Raw genomic sequence first — 20,065 nt, 5'->3', positions numbered from 1 at the left:
GCTCAGACCGTGGCGCCCTCAGTGCCGGTGCCCTCGCCGCCCTGCGGGTCGGGGACGCCGCCGGCGCAGGACGCGAACGGCTCGGGGGCGGTCTCGCCGCCGCCGAAGGTCTCCACGAAGAGCCCCAGCCGCGGGTCATCCGCGCCGACCAGGCGCAGCTGGCGGCCCCAGACCGTGACGACGACGGGAGCGGGCAGGTCCGGGTAGGGCGAGAGGATGCCGTTGGCGGGCAGCTGCTCGGCCAGCGCCGCGACGTCGTCCGCAGAGAGGTCGGGGTCGTAGGTGATCCAGACGGTGCCGTGCTCGAGGTCGTGCACGACGTTCTCCTCGCGCACCGGCTCGTCGTACACGCCGCAGTCCAGCCACCGCGGGTGATGCGGTCCGCCGATCGGCGGGGTGTGGGGGTACGTCACGTCACCGGTGGTGTGCTCGGTGCTGAGGTCCTCGACGGCCACGACCTCGCTGAGGTCGCGCTCGACGTCCGCGGCCTCCTCGGAGCGCATCTGCCCCACCGCGACCGGCACCCCGACCGCGACGAGGAGCAGCGCCGCCACCGCGATCGAGGCCAGCGCGACGACGCTGAACCGGTCCCGCTGCGGCGACGGCGGCCCGGCGGGAGGATCGGTCGGCGGCCCCACCGGAGGGCCCACAGGCGGCCCCACCGGCGGTCCGGCGGGCGGCCCCACCGGCGGCCCCACCGGCGGCCCGGACGGCGGCTGGCTCACGCCTGCTCGAGCGCGCGCTCGACCCGCTCGACCTTGGCGCTGAGCTGGCCGGTGAACCCGGGCCGGATGTCGGCCTTGAGCACGAGACCCACCCGCGGGGAGACCTCGGCGACGACGTCGACGGCCTTCTTGACCACGGCCATCACCTCGTCCCACTCCCCCTCGATGTTGGTGAACATCGCGTTCGTCTCGTTCGGCAGCCCGGACTCGCGGACCACCCGGACGGCGGCGGCGACGGCCTCGGAGACACCCCCGGTCTCGTCGCCGGTGGTGGGGCTGATGCTGAACGCCACGATCATGCCTCCACCGTAGTCGGCGCGCCGTCGACCGCCTGCGGGACCAGCGCCCGCAGCCGCGCCAGCCCCTCGCGGGCCTGCGACTTCACGGTGCCGACCGCGACGCCGAGCGCCTCCGCGGTCTGCTGCTCGGTGAGATCCTCGTAGTAGCGCAGCACGATCACCGCCCGCTGCCGCGGCGGCAGCGCGGCCAGCGCCGACCGGAGCAGGTCGCGGTCGGACGCCTCCCCGGCGCCGTCCCCGAGCGCCCGCACCTCGGGCGGCTCGGCGGTGCTGACCTCCCGCCAGCGGCGCCGCCGCCACCGCGACACGCTCTCCCGGGCCAGCACGCGCCGGACGTACGGCTCGGGTCGGTCCGCGATCCGCGCCCAGTGCGGCACCACCTTCACCAGCGCCACCTGGACGAGGTCCTCGGCGTCCTCGTGGCTGCCGGTGAGCAGGTACGCCGTGCGCAGCAGCGCCCCGCGCCGCGCCACCACGAACTCCTCGAAGCCCGCCCGGCTCGTGTCAGGCCCGGCCACGTCGCCGCCTCAGGGACCACAGGATCCCGATGACCGCGCCGAGGCCCGCGACCCCGGCGCCCACCAGGTACGGCCGGCGCGGGTCGCTCCCGCCGGGCTGGTCGGTCGGCGCGACGAGCGGGTTGCGCCACAGGTCGGCGGCGAGCAGGGGCGCGGCGTACTTCTCGGCCCCGCCGGCCAGGTCAAGAGTCTCGGTCTCCCCGGTCACGACGTCGACGATCGTGGCCGTCGTCCGGAACCGGCCGACCACGACGTGGCGGGCGTCGCGCCAGCCGAGGATCTCCCCCGGCTCGATGTCCAGGGGCAGCGGCCGGTCGCGGGCCTCGGCGACCGAGCGCCCGGCGTACAGCCTCCAGGAGCCGCCCTCGGCCCCGGGCGGACGGCCGATGTAGGCGAACGCCCGGTCATCAGGCCCCCACGAGGCGACGACCACCGACTGCGGGAGGGCGAGCTCGCGGCGCTCGCCGGTGCGGGGATCGAGCCGGTGGACCGTCCGCCCCCGGGACCAGGCGATCCCGGTCGGCGCCGACCCGAACGACGGGACCCACTTCTCCCCCGGTCCCTCGACCGTGGTCCGCTCCCCGGTGCGGACGTCCACGGCCACGAACCGGTGGCTCCGGTCCCCAGCGCCGCCCCCGCCGCGCTTCTCGTAGCTCGTGAGCAGGTACCGGGAGTCCCCGGAGAAGGCGAGGTCGGTCGCGTCGGCGACCCGACGCGCCGCCGGGTCGGCGAGGTCGCGGACCTCGCCGGTGGTCGTGTCGAGGACCGACCAACCCACCTGCGGGCCCGACCCGTCCGGGCGCTCCGGCCCCTCGTGCCGGGTCCACCCGATCCAGCGACCGTCCGGGGAGAGCGCGTACCAGCCGACGAGGGCCCGCGCGTCGACCGAGACACCCGGCAGGTCGATCCACCCGGCCCGGCCGTCCACCGCTGAGACCCCGAAGGCCTCGAGGCCCTGGCGCTCCCCGAACAGGCCCTCGGGCCTGGTGCGGAGGTCGAGGCCGAGCGCGGCGAGCGGTCCGGTGGGCCGCCCGGCATCGGACCAGGTCCCCGGCGGGCGGACGTGCTCGGGCAGGTGCAGCTGCTCGAACGGCACGTCGGCCGGGAGCGGCGCCGGCGGGTCCGTGCGGACCGTGAGGCCGCCGGCCACGACGGCGACCACGGCCGCCACCGCGGCGACCGAGGCCGCGCGACGCAGCCGCGCGCGACGTACGCCGCGCTCCCACAGCGCCGCTGCGGGGGCGCCGGGCGTCCGCTCCGCGGAGTCGGCGAGCTCCGCCAGCCGGTCGTGCAAGGTGCTCATCGGGTCTTCCTCCCTCGTCATCCCCTCACACGCACCCAGGGGCTGCGAAGGAGGGGTCGGCGCGTGAGCTGTCTAGCCCACCAGCGTGCGGACGAGCAGCACGGCCGCGGAGGTTGCGCACACGAGGAGCACTGCGGGCCGCACCCGCGCCTCGGGGAGCCGCGGGCGCAGGACGACGCCGAGCCAGGCCCCGAGGAGCAGGACCGGCGAGAGGGCGAGGGCCAGGAGGAACCGGTCCATCTCGAGCTGGCCGGCGATGCCGAGACCGACGAGCGAGAGCGCGGCGCCCACCCCGAAGTACACCGCCATCGTGGTGCGGATCTGCTGCGGCGGGCGGTGCTGGTAGAGGATCGCCAGCGGCGGCCCGCCGATCGACGTCGCGGTGCCGGAGAGGCCGGAGACCAGGCCGGCGGTCATCAGGGTGCCGCGGTTCAGCGGGATGCGCACGGCCCGCCAGGTGAGTGCAACGGCCACCAGCACCATGACCGCGACGACGACCGCGAGAAGACGTGAGCTGAGGTACGCGACGGCCGCGACGCCGAGAACGGTGCCGACGACGCGGGTCGGCATGGACCAGGCGAGCCCGTCCCAGTCGATCCCGGAGCGCTCGGTGGCGAGGGTGACGACGGGGTAGGTGCAGGCCAGCCAGAGGGTGACCTCGGGCAGCAGCCCGGGGTCGACGAGCGCGACGACGGGCGCCGCGACCAGCCCGAGGCCCAGCCCCACCAACGACTGCACGGTGGCCCCGGCCAACAAGGCCAGGGCCACCGTGAGCAGCGCCGGGAGCGAGAGCCCCAGGAGGGTCAGGTCACGCCTTCCGCAGGTTGCGCAGGACGTACTGCATGATCCCGCCGTTGCGGTAGTAGTTCGCCTCGCCCGGGGTGTCGATGCGGACGACCGCGTCGAACTCCACGTCGCCCGCCTTGACCTTGACGGTCTTGGGGGTGCGGCCCTCGTTGAGCTCGGTGATGCCGGTGATGGAGAACTCCTCCTCACCGGTCAGGCCGAGGCTCTCGGCGGTCTGGCCCTCGGGGAACTGCAGCGGGATGACGCCCATGCCGATGAGGTTCGAGCGGTGGATGCGCTCGTAGGACTCGGCGATGACGGCCTTGACGCCCAGCAGCGAGGTGCCCTTGGCGGCCCAGTCGCGCGAGGAGCCGGAGCCGTACTCCTTGCCGGCCAGGACGACCAGCGGGGTGCCCGCGGCGATGTAGTTCTCCGAGGCCTCGAAGACCGAGGTCACCTCGCCGCCGTTGGTGAAGTCACGGGTGAAGCCACCCTCGGTGCCCGGCGCCAGCTGGTTGCGCAGCCGGATGTTGGCGAAGGTGCCGCGGATCATGACCTCGTGGTTGCCGCGGCGCGAGCCGTAGGAGTTGAAGTCGCGGTTCTCCACGCCGTGCTCGGCGAGGTACTTGCCCGCCGGCGAGTCCTTCTTGATCGCACCGGCCGGGCTGATGTGGTCGGTGGTGACCGAGTCGCCGAGCTTGAGGAGCACGCGGGCGCCCTCGATGTCGGTGACGGCCTCGGGCTCGTCGGGCATCCCGTCGAAGTAGGGAGGCTTGCGGACGTAGGTCGACTCCGGGTCCCAGGCGAAGGTGTCGCCCTCGGGGGTCGACAGCGACTGCCACCGCTCGTCGCCGGCGAAGACGTCGGCGTAGGAGGAGTCGAACATGTCGGAGGTGATCGACTCGCCGATCACCCGCTCGACCTCCTGCGGGGAGGGCCAGATGTCCTTCATGTAGACGTCGTTGCCGTCGGTGTCCTGGCCCAGCGGGTCGTTGAACAGGTCGACGTCCATGGAGCCGGCCAGCGCGTAGGCGACGACCAGCGGCGGGGACGCGAGGTAGTTCATCTTCACGTCCGGGTTGATCCGGCCCTCGAAGTTCCGGTTGCCCGAGAGCACCGAGACGACCGCGAGGTCCTTCTCGTTGACCGCGGCGGAGACCTCGGGGATGAGCGGGCCGGAGTTGCCGATGCAGGTGGTGCAGCCGTAGCCGACCAGGTTGAAGCCGAGCTTGTCGAGGTACGGCGTGAGGCCGGCGCGCTCGTAGTAGTCGGAGACGACCTGCGAGCCCGGCGCCAGCGTGGTCTTGACCCACGGCTTGGTGGTCAGGCCCTTCTCGACCGCCTTCTTGGCCAGCAGGGCGGCGCCGATCATCACCGAGGGGTTCGAGGTGTTCGTGCACGAGGTGATCGCCGCGATCGCGACGGCACCGTGGTCGAGCTCGAACTCGCGGCCGTCCTCGAGGGTCACCTTGACCGGGTCGGACGGGCGGCCGTCGGCGTTGGCTGCGGCGGAGTGCCAGTCGGCCGGGGCCGCGGCGTCGTCGTGGCCGTCGCCGTTGCCGTTGCTGGCCGGCGGGTCGGAGGACGGGAAGGACTCGGCCGAGGCCTCGTCGGCACCGGTGGTGACGCCGTACGGCTTGTCGTTCTGCGGGACGCCCGGCTTGCGGTCCTCGCCGCCGGTCTCGTCGGCGCTGACGTAGTCGGCCAGCGCGATGCGGAAGGCCTCGCGGGCGTCGGAGAGCGCGACGCGGTCCTGCGGGCGCTTGGGGCCGGCGAGCGACGGGACGACCGTGGACAGGTCGAGCTCGAGCTTCTCGGAGTAGCGCGGCTCGGCGTCCGGGTCGTGCCAGAGGCCCTGGGTCTTGGCGTAGGCCTCGACCAGCTTCAGCTGCTCCTCGGAGCGACCGGTGAGCTTGAGGTAGTCGATGGTCTGCTCGTCGATCGGGAAGACCGCGATGGTCGAGCCGAACTCCGGGCTCATGTTGCCGATCGTGGCGCGGTTGGCCAGCGGCAGCGCGGAGACGCCGGGGCCGTAGAACTCCACGAACTTCCCGACCACGCCGTGCTTGCGCAGCATCTCGGTGATGGTGAGCACCAGGTCGGTGGCGGTCGAGCCCTCGGGCAGGTCGCCGTTGAGCTTGAAGCCGACCACGCGCGGGATGAGCATGGAGACCGGCTGGCCGAGCATCGCGGCCTCGGCCTCGATCCCGCCGACGCCCCAGCCGACCACGCCGATGCCGTTGACCATCGTGGTGTGGGAGTCGGTGCCGACGCAGGTGTCGGGGTAGGCCACGCCGTCGCGCACCATGACGGTGCGGGCCAGGTGCTCGATGTTGACCTGGTGGACGATGCCGGTGCCCGGGGGGACGACCTTGAAGTCGTCGAAGGCGCCCTGGCCCCAGCGCAGGAACTGGTAGCGCTCGCGGTTGCGCTCGTACTCGATCTCCACGTTGCGCTCGAAGGCCTCGGGCGAGCCGAAGACGTCGGCGATCACCGAGTGGTCGATGACCATCTCGGCGGGGGCGAGCGGGTTGATCCGCGACGGGTCGCCGCCGAGCTCGGCCATCGCCTCGCGCATGGTGGCGAGGTCGACGACGCAGGGCACGCCGGTGAAGTCCTGCATGATCACGCGCGCCGGCGTGAACTGGATCTCCTTGTCCGGGTGCGCGTCGGCGTCCCAGCCCGCGAGGGCCTTGATGTCGTCGGCGGTGATGTCCGCGCCGTCCTCGGTGCGCAGGAGGTTCTCGAGCAGGACCTTGAGGCTGAAGGGCAGCGTCTCGACGTCCAGGCCCTCCCCCGACACCGCGTCGAGGCGGTAGATCTCGTAGGACTGTCCGTCTACGTCCAGGGTGCTCTTGGCACCGAAGCTGTCCTGACTGGCCACTGCGTAACTCTCCTCGTGACGTCCGGGTGATGCACTACGGGCGGCCGGGCGGGCCGCCAGCGGGCTCTCGCCATCTTGCCGCTGCGCCGGTGACCGAGGAAAGGAAGGTTCCCCTTATCCCGCTGGCCGAGCCGCCCGTGTCGATCCGGTGGATCTCTTGACGTCAAGATACACGATGTCGAGGCGTCTCGGGGACTCGAGGCGATCCGGTCACCGACGTCGGCGCCACATCGAGCACCGGGGCGAGCGTCCCGGTGAGCGGGACGACGGCAGTTGGACTGCAACCCGCACTCCTAGCGTGACGTGGACCACACTCCCGGAAGCCACGCGTCCCGGGTCGACCCACTTGGAGGACCAGTGAGGAACCGCATCACGACACGCGGCCGTGTCGCAGCCGCGCTCATGGCGACAGCGCTGCTGGCGGCCGGGTGTGCCGGCTCGGGCGGCACGGACGAGGAGAACGGTGGCGAGGAGCCCCGGTCGCTGAGCAAGGAGGAGATCTACACCGCCGGCCTGGTCGGCGAGAAGGACTCGGGCGACCCGACCGAGGGCGGCACCCTGACGCTCGCGGACTACTCCGAGGCACGCAGCCTCGACCCCACCAAGACCATCCCGAACGGTGCCGCGGGCGGCAACGCACTCGCCGCCGTCTACGACGTGCTCGTGCGCTACGACCAGCCCTCGAACTCCTTCCAGCCCTGGCTCGCGAAGTCGCTGACATCGCAGGACGACACGACCTGGACCCTGAAGCTCCGCGAGGGGGTGACGTTCTCCGACGGCTCGCCGCTGGACTCCGCCGCGGTCGTCGGCAGCCTCGCCTACTACATGGAGAACGCGGGTTACAACACGCTCCTCCTGGCGACGAACATCAAGGACATGCGACCCGAGGGCGACGACACGGTCGTCTTCACGCTGCAGAAGCCGTGGAGCACCTTCCCCAACATGCTCGCCAGCGGCCCCGGCATGATCATCGCCCCGGCGGCGTACGAGAACGGCCCCGACGCGTTCGAGCCGATCGGGGCCGGGCCGTTCGTCCTGGACGAGTACAAGCCGGCCGAAGAGCTGTTGCTCACCGCCAACCCCGACTACTGGAACGGCGAACCTCCTTTGGAGGCCGTCCGGTTCGTCTGGCTGGCGAGTGACGACGACCGGCTGAGCTCGCTCGCCGACGGAACCGTCGACATCACCAACATCCGCGCGCCGCAGACCGTCGAGAAGGCCCGCAAGGATGGCTTCTCCGGTCTCATGGTGCCGAACGGACTCGGCAGCATCTACTGGCTGAACAACCGCGAGGGGCGCCCTGCCTCGGACGTGCGCGTCCGCCAGGCCATCAACTACGCGATCGACCCGCAGGTCATCGCCGACCGGGTGAACGGTGGCGCCGGCCTCCCCGGCCGCAACATCTACTCGCCCAGTGCGCCGTACTTCTCCGAGATCGAGACCGCCGACTTCGACCCCGAGAAGGCGAAGGCCCTGCTCGAGGAGGCGAAGGCCGACGGGTACGACGGGAAGCTCACCTACATCGGCCAGTCCGACCAGGCCTCGCAGACCCAGGCCGTGACCGCCGAGGGGATGCTCGAAGCCGTCGGCTTCGACGTCGAGACCGACCTCCTGCGCAACATCGCGGACCAGACCGAGCGGATCTACGTCACCCACGACTACGACATCGCTGTCGCGGCCATGAGCGTTCCCGACGAGGACCCGTACTCGCGGCTCGCGACCAACCTCGTCAGCCAGTCCCCGCAGAACCCCTCCGGCTACGCCAACCCGGAGATGGACGCGCTGATCGACCAGCTGCAGTCGGCTTCGGGCGAGGAGGCCACCGACCTGCTCGAGCAGATCAACCAGCTGTGGCAGGAGACGGTCCCGGGCGTGGCGATGGGCGCGGGAGCGTTCTTCATCCCGTGGAACGGCGACGTGCACGGCGTGCAGGCGACGTCGGAGACCCTGCTGCTGCTGGGTGACGCCTGGAAGAGCTGATCGCACCGCACACGACAGGAGCCCCCGGCCGGTCCTCGGCGGGGGCTTCTTCGTCGTCGCGGCGGGCGCGACGGTCCACCAGGGCCGGAGGCCGTCAGCGGTACGACGGCGCCAGCAGCTCCCACGGGCGGGCCGCCTCGAGCTGGGTCCCGAGCGCCAGGAGGGTGCCTTCCGCGCCGAGGTCCCCCATGAAATGGGCGCCGAGCGGGAGACCTCCGGCGTCGAGCCCGGCCGGCACGGACATGGCCGGCATGCCGGTCGCGTTCGCGACGGCGGTGAAGGACGAGTAGTCCCCGCCGCGCTGCCACATCACCGATGGGTCGGTCGTGTCGAGGAACCCGAGCTCCGGGACGGGCAGTGGCAACGTGGGAGTCAGCAGCAGGTCGACACGGCCGAACATCGCACCGAGCTGCCAGCCGACCTGCTGCACGGCCGCCTGGGCGTCGTACACCTGGACGGGTGTCATCGACGCGGCGTAGTGGTCGTAGAGCATGCGGGTGAACGGCTCGAGGTCGTCGTCCTGCAGCGGCCGGCCGAGCTCCGCGAGCCGGTGGGTGACGTCGGCGAGGAGGGAGGCGCCCATCAACACGCCGAAGCCGCCGGTCAGGAGGTCGCTGTCGTAGGCGAGCTCGGTCTCCTCGACCACGTGGCCGAGCTCCTCGCAGAGAGCGGCGGTACGGCGCGCTGCGGCGACCACCTCGAGGGACACCTCGCCGCCGTCTGCGCGACGGGTGGCCAGTCCGATCCGGAGCCGCCCGGGCGCCCCGGCGGCCTGCTCGGCGAAGGGTGCGGACGGCGTCGGCGCCGCGAGCGCATCACCAGGCAGCGGCGCGGACGAGAGGTCCAGCAACAGCGCGCTGTCGCGCACCGACCGCGTCAGCACGTGATTCGCCGGCAGCGGCGCGGCCAGCGTCGTCGGGACCGGGTAGGTCGTCACCCGGCCACGGCTGGGCTTGAGCCCGAAGAGGCCGCAGGCCGAGGCGGGGATCCTGATCGAGCCGCCGCCGTCGTTGCCGTGGGCCACGGGCACCAGACCGGCGGAGACCGCGGCGGCGGCACCGCCGGACGAGCCGCCCGGCGAGTGGGCCGGCGACCACGGGTTCCGGGCCGGGCCGTGCAGGACGGGCTCGGTGCTGGCGTTCTTGCCGAGCTCCGGACTGTTCGTCGTCCCCAGCACGACCATGCCCGCCGCCCGGTAACGACGCACCAGCTCGCTGTCGACGGTCTGCACGTCGCCGGCCCAGAGCCGACTGCCCCGGGCCAGCGGCAGCCCGGCCACCTGCATGCCGAGGTCCTTCACCAGCGTGGGCACGCCCGTGAGCGGCCCGTCCGGGAGACCTGCGTCCACCTCGGCGAGCGCGGCCTCGAAGCGCTCCGCGACCACGGCGTTGAGGACGCCGTCGGCCTTCTCGATGCGGGCGATGGCGTCCTCGACGAGCTCGCGAGGGGACACCTCGCCGGCTCGGACCGCCTCGGCGGCGGCGATGGCGTCGTCGTACACCCTCAGTCCTCCACGTGATGGCAGGCCACGGCGTGGCCCGCGCTGATCTCCCGCAGCTGCGGCTCCTCGGCGGCGCACCGCTCGGTCACGAGCGGGCAACGGGTGCGGAACCGGCAGCCCGACGGCGGGTCGATCGGTGAGGGCAGCTCGAACGCGCGCGTGAGCACCGGCACCTCCGCTGCCGTCAGCTCCGCATCGGAGGCAGTCGGCAGCGAAGCGAGGAGCAGCCGCGTGTACGGGTGCCGCGCGTCCTCGAGCGTCTCCGACGGCAGCACCTCGCAGGTCTTGCCGAGGTACATCACGAGCACGCGGTCGCTGATGTTCTTCACGACGGCGACGTCGTGGGCGATGAAGACCATGCTCAGGCCGAGCCGGTCCCGCGCCTGCTCGAGCAGGTTGAGGATCTGCGCCTGGACCGACACGTCCAGGCTCGAGACCGGCTCGTCGCAGATCAGCACGTCGGGATCCATCGCGATCGAGCGCGCGATGCACACGCGCTGGCATTGACCGCCCGACAGCTCGTGGGGGCGGCGGTCGCGCACCGAGTCCGGGTCGAGACCGACCGAGGAGAGCAGCTCATCGACGAACGTCGCTCGGTCGCGCTCGCCCCAGCCCCAGATCTGGAGGCCCTCCGCGACCAGATCCTTGACCCGGCGCCGCGGGTTCAACGCGGACACGGGGTCCTGGAGGACCAGCTGCATGCGCGCGCGGGCGCGGCGCATCGCGCGGGACCTCAAGCCGGTGAGCTCGACGTCGCCGAGGCGCACCGACCCCGAGGTGGGCGGCGGCAGCTGCATGAGCGCGCGACCGGCGCTCGACTTGCCGCAACCGGACTCGCCGAGGATGCCGAGCGTCTCCCCCGGCAGCAGGTCCAGATGGAGGCCCGACACCGCGTGGACGGTGCCGCCGGCGACAGGGAACTCGACGACGAGGTCGTCGACGGCCAGGACCCGCTCCTCGGCGGGCCGCAGGTGGGCGGTGCCGCTACCGGCCACGGGACATCAGCCCTTCCAGCTCGATCGGGTGGTGACAGGCGACCTGTCGTGGGGGGTCAGGCACGCCGGCGGCGCCAGGCAGCGCCGCGAGCCCCGGCAGCACCTCCCGGCAGCGGTCATCGGCCCGGGGGCACCGCGGACCGAACCGGCAACCGGGAGGCGGCCGAGTCATGTCCGGCGGGTGGCCCTCGATGGTCCGCAGCCGCGTGTGTGGCGGGTCCTTCATCTGCGGGATGGAGCCGAGCAGGGCGTCGCTGTACGGGTGCCGTGGTTCGGTGAAGACAGAGCCGGTCGCACCGGACTCGACCGTGCGCCCGGCGTACATGACCTGGACCCGCTCGGTGCGGCCGGCGACCGCGCCGAGGTCGTGGCTGACCAGCACCATCGCCATGCCGCGATCGGCGACGAGCGCAGCGAGGAGGTCGAGGATCTGCTTCTGCACCGTCACGTCGAGCGCGGTCGTGGGCTCGTCGGCGACGAGCAGGCGGGGGTCGCACGCGAGCGCCATCGCGATGACCACGCGTTGGCGCATCCCGCCGGACAGCTCGTGGGGGTACTGGCGCAGCCGCCGGGCGGGCTCGGGGATCCCCACCTGGCGCAGGAGGTCGACGGCCCGCCCGGTCGCCTCCGCGCGTGAGCACCGCCGGTGCAGCCGCAGCGTCTCGGTGAGGTGGGTCCCGATCCGCTTGACCGGGTTGAGGGAGGTCATCGGGTCCTGGAAGACCATGGCGATCTCAGGGCCCCACAGCCGCCGCCGCTGGGCGGGCCTGAGTGCGTGCACGTCGCGGCCACCGATGCGGACGGTGCCGGTCACCGTGGTCGTCGGGCCGTTGCTGACCAGGCCCATCACGGTGCGCCCGAGGACCGACTTGCCCGAGCCCGACTCCCCGACCAGGCCGAGGGTCTCGCCGGCGTCGAGGGTGAACGAGACGCCGTCGACGGCCCGGACGTCACCGCGCGCGGTGTGGAAGACGGTGCGGAGGTCCTCGACCTCGAGCAGGGGCGTGGTCACAGCTTCGTGCTCCTCGGGTCCCAGCGCTTCTGCGCCCTCTCCCCCAGCAGGTTGAAGGAGAACACGGTCAGGAAAAGACAGACACCCGGCACCACCAGGATGAAGGGGTGGTCCTCCATGACGCCGCCCTGCCCCTCGGCGATCATGTTGCCCCACGTCGGCTCCGGCTGCTCGATTCCGATCCCGAGGAAGGACAACGACGCCTCCGCCACCACAAGCACGGAGATCATCACGACGGCGAGCGAGAGCACCGGCAGCAGCACGTTCGGCAGCACCTCACGCACCATCAGCCGACCCGGCGCAGCGCCGAGCGCTCGGGCGGCGAGCACGTACTCCCGCTGCGCCACGGTGATCGTGTTGGCGCGCGCGAGACGCACCATGCTCGGGATCGTCAAGAGGGACAGGGCGAACGCGATGCTGCGCACGCTCGGGTCGAGGACGGTGCCGAGCGCGATCAGCAGGATCAGCGGGGGCACCGCGAGCAGGGTGTTGGACAGGATCCCGACCACCTGGTCGGTGGTGCCACGCACGAAGCCGGAGACCAGCCCGACGAGCCCACCGACGACGGTGCCGACCAGCACGGCCACCAGCGCGACGAGGAGGGAGGTCCGCGCTCCGTGCACCGTCCGGGCGAGCACGTCGAGGCCGAAGTTGTTGGTGCCCAGCGGGTGTTCGGCCCCGAGACCTCCAGGCTCCGCGAAGACCGGTGACGACAGCCCGGCGACGGCGTCGGCGTGGTTGTTCAGAGGCAGCCACGGCGCGAGTGCCGCCGCCGACACGACCAGCACCAGCCAGGCCATGGCAAGCCCGAACACGACGTCGACCGGCTTGCCGCGAACGGCTCCCGCCACCCGGCCCAGCCCCGTGATGGCGAGGAGGACCCCGGCGACGAGGAGGATCATCCGGACGAGCGTCACGAGCACCGCAGCGCTCGCGGCCCACCAGGCGAGGGCGATCCCGGCGGGCAGCAGGATCACGCCGGCGAGCAGCGCGACGCGTCGGCTGCGGCCGCGCACCGGCGCGGTGACTGTCTCGGTGGTCTCAGGTGTGGGCGCGAGCACGGCGGGTCCTCGGGTCGAGCAGGCCATAGGAACGGTCGATCAGGGCGTTGCTGCCCACGTAGATGACGGCGATGACGAGGACGGCGCCCTGCACGACCGGGTAGTTGCCCTGGTTCGCTGCGTCGATGACGAGCTTGCCCATCCCGGGCAGCGCGAAGAGGTACTCGACGATCACCGTGCTGCCGACGAGCCGGCCGATGCTGAGCCCGAGCACGGTCACCAGCGAGAACGACGACGGACGCAGTGCGTCGCTCACCATGATCCGCAGGGGCGACATGCCCCGCGCGCGAGCGGCGAGGATGAAGTCCTCGTGAAGCGTGGTGACCAGGTCCGCGCGGAGGATCCGCGTGAACATCGCCGCCTCCATCAGCGCGATCGTCAGCGCCGGCAGGAAGGCGTGCGTGAGGTTCGACCAGAGACCGTCGCCGGGCCGGACCCATTCGTTGCGGGGGAACAAGTCGAGCGAGTTCACCAGCACGGCGATCAGCAGCAGCCCGATCAGGAACGACGGCATCGAGAGCAGGGCGAAGGTCACCGCGCTGATGGCGCGGTCCGTGCGGCCGCCCTGGTAGTAGGCCGACCACATCGCCAGGGGCACCGCGATGAGCAGCGCCATCGTCAGGCCGAGCAGCGCCAGCTCGAGGCTGACGGGCATCGCGGACACGATCCGGTCCAGCACGCCGGTCTGCGGAGGCACCAGGGACGTGCCGAGGTCTCCGGTCAGGACACCACCCAACCAGTCGCCGTACCGGCTCAGGAACGGGTCGTTGAGGCCGAGCCGCTCACGGAGCGCCTCGTACTCCTCCGGCGTGCGGCCCTCGCCGAGGATCGCGACCGCCGGGTCCCCGGGGACCAGCGAGAGCAGCAGGGAGACGCCGATGCTGACCAGGAACAGGACGGCCAGCAGCTCCAGCAGGGGAACCAGGGTGCGTCGGGCCACGGGAGGAACCTCGCACCGCATCAGCCGGCGCGGTGTGACGCGTCCCACTCACCGGACGGCTCGGCATAACCCTCGGGCTTGCCCCACGTCGCGGTCCGAGAGGTACGGCGGTCGACGAGCACGCAGCGCGTGCCCGTGTAGTTGGTCGGCATGCACTTGTTGCAGTGGATGCACAGCGATCGGCGGCTCTCGTCGTCCTTGATGCGGTTGACCAGGTCGGGCTCGCGCAGGAGGGCCCGCGCCATCGCGACGAACTCGAACCCCTCCGCCATGGCGGTGTCCATCACCGCACGGCTGGTGACGCCGCCGAGCAGGATCATCGGCAGGCCCACCGCCGCCCGGATCTGCTTGGCGTCCTCCAGCAGGAACCCGTCGGTGTAGGGGTAGTGCTTGAGCAGTCGATGGCCGATCACCTTGACCCCCGCCTTGATCGGCTGCGGCATCACGCCCGCGAACTCCTCGAGCGGGACGTCGCCCTTGAAGAGGTACATCGGGTTGAGCAGCGAGCTGCCCGACGTCATCTCGAGCGCGTCGAGCGTGCCGTCGGCCTCCAGCCACTGGGCGACCGGGATCGCCTCGTCCAGCCAGAAGCCGCCCGGCGCCCCGTCGTCCATGTTCATCTTCGCGATGATCGCGATCCGGTCACCCACCTCCTCGCGGACCGCCGCCATGATCTGACGGGCCAGCCGCGCCCGGTTGCGCAGACCGCCGCCGTACTCGTCGTCGCGACCGTTGAGCTTCGGGCTCAGGAAGGCGCTCGCCAGGTAGTTGTGGCCGAGGTGGACCTCGACGGCGTCGAAGCCCGCCTCCACGGCCAGGCGCGCGGCCCGGCCGTGGGCCGCGACGATGCGCTGGAGATCGGCGACCGTCGCCTCCCTCGACTTGTTCATGGCGATCACGTTGACCCGCGCGCTCGGCGCGAGCGCGGGCGACCGGTTGCTGCGTGCCTCCGCGACCGGCCCGCCGTGGCCGATCTGCACGGAGGCGGCGGCACCCTCCGCGTGGACCGCGTCGGTCAGCGCGCGCAGCCCGGGCATGGCCCCGTCGGTCCACACGACCTGGTGCCGGTCGGTGCGCCCGTCGGTGTCGACTGCGCAGTAGGCCACGGTCGTCATCCCCACGCCGCCCCTGGCGTATGCGGCGTGGAAGTCGATGAGGTCGCGGGTGACCCGGCCGCGGTGGCTCAGACCCTCGTACGTCGCCGCCTTGATCGTGCGGTTGCGCAGGACCAGAGGTCCGATGCGGCCCGGGGTGAAGACGTCCGGTGGAGTCACGGGCTGACCGCCGGCCGGATGACCTTGCCGGTCGCGGTGCGTGGGAGCGGTTCCACTGCGACCCGCCAGCGGGCGGGGACCTTGTAGTGGGCGAGCCCCTCTGCGGCGAACTCCCTCAGGGACGCGATCAGCGCCGCCGGGTCGTCCTCGGGGTCGGACGGCACGACGACCGCCGCCACCTCCTGCCCGAGGTCGTCGTGGGGGACGGCGACGACCACCACCTCGCGAACGCTCGGGTGCTCCGCGAGCAGCCCCTCGACCTCGGCGGGGTAGATGTTCTCCCCGCCGCGGATGATCAGGTCCGAGCGACGCCCGGCCAAGCGGACTCGGCCCTTCTCGTCGAGCGACCCGATGTCGCCGGTCCGGAGCCAGCGCTGCTCGTCGAACGCCGCGGCGGTCGCCTCGGGGTTCTCCCAGTAGCCGAGCATGTTGTAGGCGCTGCGCACGCAGACCTCGCCCTCCTCTCCCGGCGGGAGCGCGTTGCCGAGGGGGGAACGCACCTCGAGCTCGACGCCCTGGATCGGCGTGCCGAGCGTGCCCGGCGACTCCGCCAGGTCCATCGGCGTGGCCACGGTGACCGCGGTGCAGCACTCGGTCAGGCCGTAGCTGTCGACGAGCGCCCCGGCGAAGGGCAGCCGGGCGCGCAGCCGCTCCTTGAAGGCGGCGGTCGACGGGGCGGAGGCCAGCGAGAACGCGTAGAGGGACGAGGTGTCGTAGTCGCCCGTCCGGTCGAAGTCGAGCAGCCGGTTGGCCATGGTCGGCACGGCTCCCCAGTGGGTGACCCTCGCGTCCTGCACCAGCTGGAGGACGCGGGCCGGGTCGAAGGCACCGAGGTGGAGAGCGGCGGTGCTGCCGGTCGCGAGCCGCGGCACGGTGAGGTTGTGCAGGCTGCCGACGTGGAAGAGCGGCATCGCCAGCAGGTACACCTTGTCCTCGGGTGCGACCGGGTCCCCGTACTGCGCGGCCATCGCATCCATGCTGCGGTGGAACTCGATGACGGAGCAGAGGTTGCGGTGGCTGTGCACCGCCCCCTTGGGCCGGCCGGAGGTGCCGGAGGTGAACAGGATGACCGCCGGGTCGTCCTCGGCGACGTCGGCACGCGGCAGCGGCGCGTCGGGGTGTGCCGTCGCCATCCGCTCGTGGGCGGACTCGATGACGACGACCGCCACCTCGCTGGTGCCGAGGCTCGCTCGGCGACGCTCGTCGGCGACGACGAGGACCGGGCGGGTGAGCTCGAGGGCCTGCGCGAGCTCTCGCGGTGACCACCAGGCGTTGCAGCCGACGGCGATCGCGCCGATCGACACCGTCGCCCAGAAGGTCTCGATCCACTCCTGCGAGTTGGCGGCGGCGATCGCCACGCGGTCGCCCTTGCCGATGCCGTGCTCCTGCTTCAGAGCGAGCGCGAGCGAGGAGACACGGCGTGCGTGCTCGCCGAAGGTCACCGCGCGGTCGAGGGTCCGGAGGTAGGTCCGGTCACCGTGATCGACGGACGCGGCCAGCACCTCGTGCAACGCGCGGAACCTCTCCGCGAAGACCCGGACGGGCGCCCCGAGGACGTCCTCCACCACCAGCTCACTGACCTCCGCGCTCATGGCGGGGAGTATTCGCGCTCCGGCCCGGACAGCGGGGGCATGGATCCCGGTGACCGGGACGTCGCAGCAGCCCGCGTTCAGAGCGGTCGTGGTCGAGCGGTCGATCTCCTGCGGCGACCCGCGGCGCACGCCTCGGGTCGCGGAGGTCGACGCCGATCACCCGGTCACGGCAACCGCGCGACCTCGCCGCCGTCGTCATAGCTCGGCCCGAGGAGCAGCCGACTCGCGAGCCGGATGTCCTCGTCGGCCTCGTCCTGGGTGACCACGCCGTTGAGGACCGAGACGAGGATGCCGTACCAGGTCTGCTCGATGATCCGGACCATGCGGTAGTCCTCCTTCCCCGGCTCGTCGACCCCCAGCGCGTTGAGCAGCACGTGGTGAAAGGCGGAGTTGGCCTCGGTGTACTCCCGGCCGCCCTGGAGCTGGGCCATGTTGTTGGCCTGGAGCATCGCGGTGGCCAGCTGGGAGCGCTCGAGCATCTTGCGCCCCGCGGCGATCAGCACCTCCGCGACGGCCGCCGCCCGGGAACCGTCGGCCGCGGCACCGACCACGGCCGTCCCGCCCAGGCGCCGAATCTGGCTGTGCAGCACTCCGACGAACAGGTCGGTCTTCGACGGGAAGTAGCGGTAGAGCGTGGCGATGGCGACGCCGGCCTCCTTCGCCACATCGTTCATCTGCATCCGCTCGAGCCCGTGCTCGGCACCCAGCTTGCTGGCGGCACGCAGGATGCGCTGGTGACGGTCGCGCTGCTCGGCGGAGTTGGGCTCGGCGGGCTGCCGGGCCTCGGTGATTCGCGGCACGCGTCACTCCTGGTCTCGTCGGGACGCCCGCACACGTCCGGACGCCTGCCTATCTTCGGCCCCGCCGGGCGCCGGCGTGCTGGCGGGCTACCGCTGAGTGGGACCGGAGCCGGCGGCCACCGGACGGCCCGCCGCACACTCGCCCCATGACGCGCACCGAGGAGATCCGGCACATCGAGGTGGACGCCGCCCCCCGGCGATTCGCGCGCGGCTGGCACTGTCTCGGGCTCGCCCGAGACCTGGCGGACGGCACGCCCCACCGGGTCGGCGCGTTCGGCCAGAAGCTGGTCGTGTTCGCCGGCTCCGACGGCCGGATCAACGTGCTCGACGCCCACTGCCGCCACATGGGGGGCGACCTCTCGCAAGGCGCCGTGAAGGGCGACGAGATCGCCTGCCCCTTCCACGACTGGCGCTGGGGCGGCGACGGCCGCTGCAAGCAGATCCCCTACGCCCGGCGCATCCCGCTGCGAGCCCGTACGGCGGCCTGGCCGACGATGGTGCAGGACGGCATGGTCTTCGTCTGGAACGACCCCGAAGGCAACGCGCCGCCGACCGATGTGACCATCCCGCGGATCCCCCAGGTCGATGACGACCGTTGGACGGACTGGCTCTGGTACGAGACGGTGATCGAGGGCGCCAACTGCCGGGAGATCGTCGACAACGTCGTCGACATGGCGCACTTCTTCTACATCCACTACTCGTTCCCGACGTACTTCAAGAACGTCTTCGAGGGCACCACGGCCTTCCAGTACATGAACGGTGCAGGACGGGAGGACGTGCGGCCGACGAAGCCGGCGAAGCACAACCCGACGGTGCTCGGCACGACGAGCGTGGCGGCCTACCACGGCCCCAGCTTCATGATCGACGAGGTCACCTACCACTACGAGGACCTCGACGTCGACACCATCCTGATCAACTGCCACTACCCGATCGACGAGAACTCGTTCGTCCTGCAATACGGGATCATCGTGGAGAAGAAGGACGGCATCTCCGACGAGGACGCCGAGAAGATGGCGGAGAAGACCGGCGCGTTCATCAGGTACGGGTTCGAGCAGGACGTCGCGATCTGGAAGAACAAGGCACGCATCGACAACCCGCTGCTGTGCGAGGAGGACGGCCCGGTCTACCAGCTGCGGCGGTGGTACCAGCAGTTCTACGTCGACGTGGCCGACGTGCAGCCCGAGATGTCCGACCGCTTCGAGTTCGAGATCGACACGACGCGTCCCAACGAGGCGTGGCGGGCCGAGGTCGAGCACAACCTGGCGGCGCGCGCCCTCCGGGCATGACCTCGCCGCGGCCTGACGTGCGGCTGGAGGCCGCGCCGATGGAGCCGGTCACCTGCACCGCGTGCGGCGCCGGCGTCACAGCGCGGAAGAGCAGCTGGGACCAGACGACGCTGCAGTGGACCGCCGACGCGCTCGAGCGGTGCACGCAGCGGCGCGCGACCGAGGCCCGATCCGACCGTCCGAACCGAAGCGCGTTCCCGGGTTGCACGGCGGTCCGGGACTCGATCCGGGAGGCGGCGGTGCGCGGTGAGCTCTCGGTGCAGTCCGACGAACCGCTGAAGTCCAACCCCGCTCAGGAGGCCGACCGATGACCGAGCTGGACACCCACGGGCAGTACGGGCCATGGGCGGTCATCGCCGGCGGCTCCGAGGGCGTGGGCGCCGAGCTCGCCCGGGAGCTCGGCGCAGCCGGCATCAACGTCGTCCTGGTCGCCCGTCGACCGGGTCCGCTCCACGCGACCGCCGCCACCGTCCGGTCGCTCGGCGTCGAGGTGCGCACCGTGGTCGCCGACCTCACCACCCCGGAGGCGATCGACGCAGTCGTCGCGGCGACGGACGACGTCGAGGTCGGGCTGGTCGTCTACAACGCCGGCGCCAACGCACACGGCCGGCCGTTCACCGAGGGCGACCTCGGCGCCTTCCGCCGCGTGGTCGACCTCAACATCGGCGCGATGCTCGCGCTGACCCACCACTACGCGAGGCCGATGAGCGAGCGCGGCCGCGGCGGGATCCTCCTCATGGGGTCGCTCGCCGGCTACGTCGGCACCTCGACCGAAGGCGTGTACGGCGGCACGAAGGCCTTCTCCCGCATCTTCGCCGAGGGCCTCTGGGCCGAGCTGCGCGAGCACGGCGTGCACGTGCTGGAGCTGGTGCTCGGGGTGACCCGGACGCCGGCGATGGAGCGGGCCGGCCTGAACTTCGACGTACCGGGCATGCACGTCTCCGAGGCCGCTGCCGTCGCGCGGGAGGGCCTCGCCGCCCTCCCCCACGGGCCGGTACATGTGGTGAGCGGCAACGAGGCGATCGTCGAGCTGCGCTCGACCGGGGAGCGGGCCCGCCTCGTCGCCGGCACCGAGAAGATCATGCGGAACCTCCTCCCGCAGCCCTGAC

General features: G+C 72.0%; 18 protein-coding genes. 4 read left to right on the top strand and 14 right to left on the bottom strand.

From position 1 onward, the window contains the following. Nucleotides 1–2: 2 nt before the first annotated feature. The 6 genes from HPC71_RS08915 to HPC71_RS08890 all read right to left on the bottom strand — a co-directional run bounded on the left by HPC71_RS08915 (nucleotide 3) and on the right by HPC71_RS08890 (nucleotide 6,515). A complete protein-coding gene (locus tag HPC71_RS08915; protein WP_154614548.1) occupies nucleotides 3–650 on the bottom strand; it encodes a thioredoxin-like domain-containing protein in 648 nt (215 codons plus the stop codon). A 71-nt stretch (nucleotides 651–721) separates the two neighbouring features. After that, nucleotides 722–1,024, bottom strand: a complete 303-nt coding sequence (locus HPC71_RS08910; RefSeq protein WP_154614549.1) for a thiamine-binding protein — start codon at nucleotides 1,022–1,024, stop codon at nucleotides 722–724. Further along, on the bottom strand, nucleotides 1,021–1,542 hold the full coding sequence (locus HPC71_RS08905) for a SigE family RNA polymerase sigma factor (protein WP_171896584.1): 522 nt from the start codon (nucleotides 1,540–1,542) through the stop codon (nucleotides 1,021–1,023). Before HPC71_RS08905 ends, HPC71_RS08910 begins: the two co-directional genes overlap by 4 nt. Further along, the gene (locus HPC71_RS08900; protein ID WP_154614550.1) at nucleotides 1,529–2,845 is read right to left on the bottom strand and encodes an NHL repeat-containing protein; all 1,317 of its coding nucleotides are present in this window, start codon (nucleotides 2,843–2,845) and stop codon (nucleotides 1,529–1,531) included. Before HPC71_RS08900 ends, HPC71_RS08905 begins: the two co-directional genes overlap by 14 nt. Nucleotides 2,846–2,917: 72 nt before the next feature. Beyond that, nucleotides 2,918–3,613, bottom strand: a complete 696-nt coding sequence (locus HPC71_RS08895) for a sulfite exporter TauE/SafE family protein (RefSeq protein WP_257866182.1) — start codon at nucleotides 3,611–3,613, stop codon at nucleotides 2,918–2,920. 40 nt (nucleotides 3,614–3,653) lie between these two features. Further along, the gene (locus HPC71_RS08890) at nucleotides 3,654–6,515 is read right to left on the bottom strand and encodes an aconitate hydratase (RefSeq protein WP_171896583.1); all 2,862 of its coding nucleotides are present in this window, start codon (nucleotides 6,513–6,515) and stop codon (nucleotides 3,654–3,656) included. Between the two features lie 402 nt (nucleotides 6,516–6,917). Between HPC71_RS08890 and HPC71_RS08885 the strand changes: the two genes are divergently transcribed. After that, nucleotides 6,918–8,495 carry an ABC transporter substrate-binding protein gene (locus tag HPC71_RS08885; protein WP_154614551.1) on the top strand — a complete coding sequence of 526 codons (1,578 nt, stop codon included), beginning with the start codon at nucleotides 6,918–6,920 and terminating at the stop codon, nucleotides 8,493–8,495. 94 nt (nucleotides 8,496–8,589) lie between these two features. Here HPC71_RS08885 and HPC71_RS08880 read toward each other — a convergent pair whose 3' ends face one another. From HPC71_RS08880 to HPC71_RS08845, 8 genes are all read right to left on the bottom strand, one after another. Beyond that, a complete protein-coding gene (locus HPC71_RS08880; RefSeq protein ID WP_171896582.1) occupies nucleotides 8,590–9,996 on the bottom strand; it encodes an amidase in 1,407 nt (468 codons plus the stop codon). Nucleotides 9,997–9,998: 2 nt separating this feature from the next. Beyond that, nucleotides 9,999–10,991 carry an oligopeptide/dipeptide ABC transporter ATP-binding protein gene (locus HPC71_RS08875; protein ID WP_171896581.1) on the bottom strand — a complete coding sequence of 331 codons (993 nt, stop codon included), beginning with the start codon at nucleotides 10,989–10,991 and terminating at the stop codon, nucleotides 9,999–10,001. Further along, the gene (locus HPC71_RS08870) at nucleotides 10,981–12,003 is read right to left on the bottom strand and encodes an ABC transporter ATP-binding protein (RefSeq protein ID WP_171896580.1); all 1,023 of its coding nucleotides are present in this window, start codon (nucleotides 12,001–12,003) and stop codon (nucleotides 10,981–10,983) included. Before HPC71_RS08870 ends, HPC71_RS08875 begins: the two co-directional genes overlap by 11 nt. Continuing rightward, entirely contained in the window at nucleotides 12,000–13,064 is a 1,065-nt protein-coding gene (locus HPC71_RS08865) for an ABC transporter permease (protein ID WP_216656580.1), read from the bottom strand. The genes HPC71_RS08870 and HPC71_RS08865 overlap by 4 nt, the downstream gene beginning before the upstream one ends. Then, nucleotides 13,045–14,004, bottom strand: a complete 960-nt coding sequence (locus HPC71_RS08860) for an ABC transporter permease (RefSeq protein WP_216656579.1) — start codon at nucleotides 14,002–14,004, stop codon at nucleotides 13,045–13,047. Before HPC71_RS08860 ends, HPC71_RS08865 begins: the two co-directional genes overlap by 20 nt. 20 nt (nucleotides 14,005–14,024) lie before the next feature. Next, on the bottom strand, nucleotides 14,025–15,278 hold the full coding sequence (locus tag HPC71_RS08855) for an NADH:flavin oxidoreductase (RefSeq protein WP_171896579.1): 1,254 nt from the start codon (nucleotides 15,276–15,278) through the stop codon (nucleotides 14,025–14,027). Further along, a complete protein-coding gene (gene casG, locus HPC71_RS08850) occupies nucleotides 15,275–16,870 on the bottom strand; it encodes a steroid-24-oyl-CoA synthetase (RefSeq protein ID WP_154614553.1) in 1,596 nt (531 codons plus the stop codon). Before casG ends, HPC71_RS08855 begins: the two co-directional genes overlap by 4 nt. A 164-nt stretch (nucleotides 16,871–17,034) precedes the next feature. After that, entirely contained in the window at nucleotides 17,035–17,670 is a 636-nt protein-coding gene (locus HPC71_RS08845; RefSeq protein WP_171896578.1) for a TetR/AcrR family transcriptional regulator, read from the bottom strand. Nucleotides 17,671–17,816: 146 nt separating this feature from the next. Here HPC71_RS08845 and HPC71_RS08840 point away from each other — a divergent pair, with 146 nt between their 5' ends. Genes HPC71_RS08840 through HPC71_RS08830 form a run of 3 tightly spaced genes read left to right on the top strand, consistent with a single transcriptional unit; the run spans nucleotide 17,817 to nucleotide 20,064 of the window. Further along, nucleotides 17,817–18,956 carry a 3-ketosteroid-9-alpha-monooxygenase, oxygenase component gene (locus HPC71_RS08840; protein WP_154614554.1) on the top strand — a complete coding sequence of 380 codons (1,140 nt, stop codon included), beginning with the start codon at nucleotides 17,817–17,819 and terminating at the stop codon, nucleotides 18,954–18,956. After that, nucleotides 18,953–19,267: a ferredoxin gene (locus HPC71_RS08835; RefSeq protein ID WP_154614555.1), complete on the top strand. Its 315-nt coding sequence runs from the start codon at nucleotides 18,953–18,955 to the stop codon at nucleotides 19,265–19,267. Before HPC71_RS08840 ends, HPC71_RS08835 begins: the two co-directional genes overlap by 4 nt. Further along, nucleotides 19,264–20,064: an SDR family NAD(P)-dependent oxidoreductase gene (locus HPC71_RS08830; protein WP_154614556.1), complete on the top strand. Its 801-nt coding sequence runs from the start codon at nucleotides 19,264–19,266 to the stop codon at nucleotides 20,062–20,064. Before HPC71_RS08835 ends, HPC71_RS08830 begins: the two co-directional genes overlap by 4 nt. Nucleotide 20,065 lies beyond the last annotated feature (1 nt).

The organism is Nocardioides marmotae (genome assembly GCF_013177455.1).
Classification (GTDB): Bacteria; Actinomycetota; Actinomycetes; order Propionibacteriales; family Nocardioidaceae; genus Nocardioides; species Nocardioides marmotae.
Note: the sequence above shows the minus strand (reverse complement) of the source record. Positions and strands in the feature narration are given on the sequence as shown.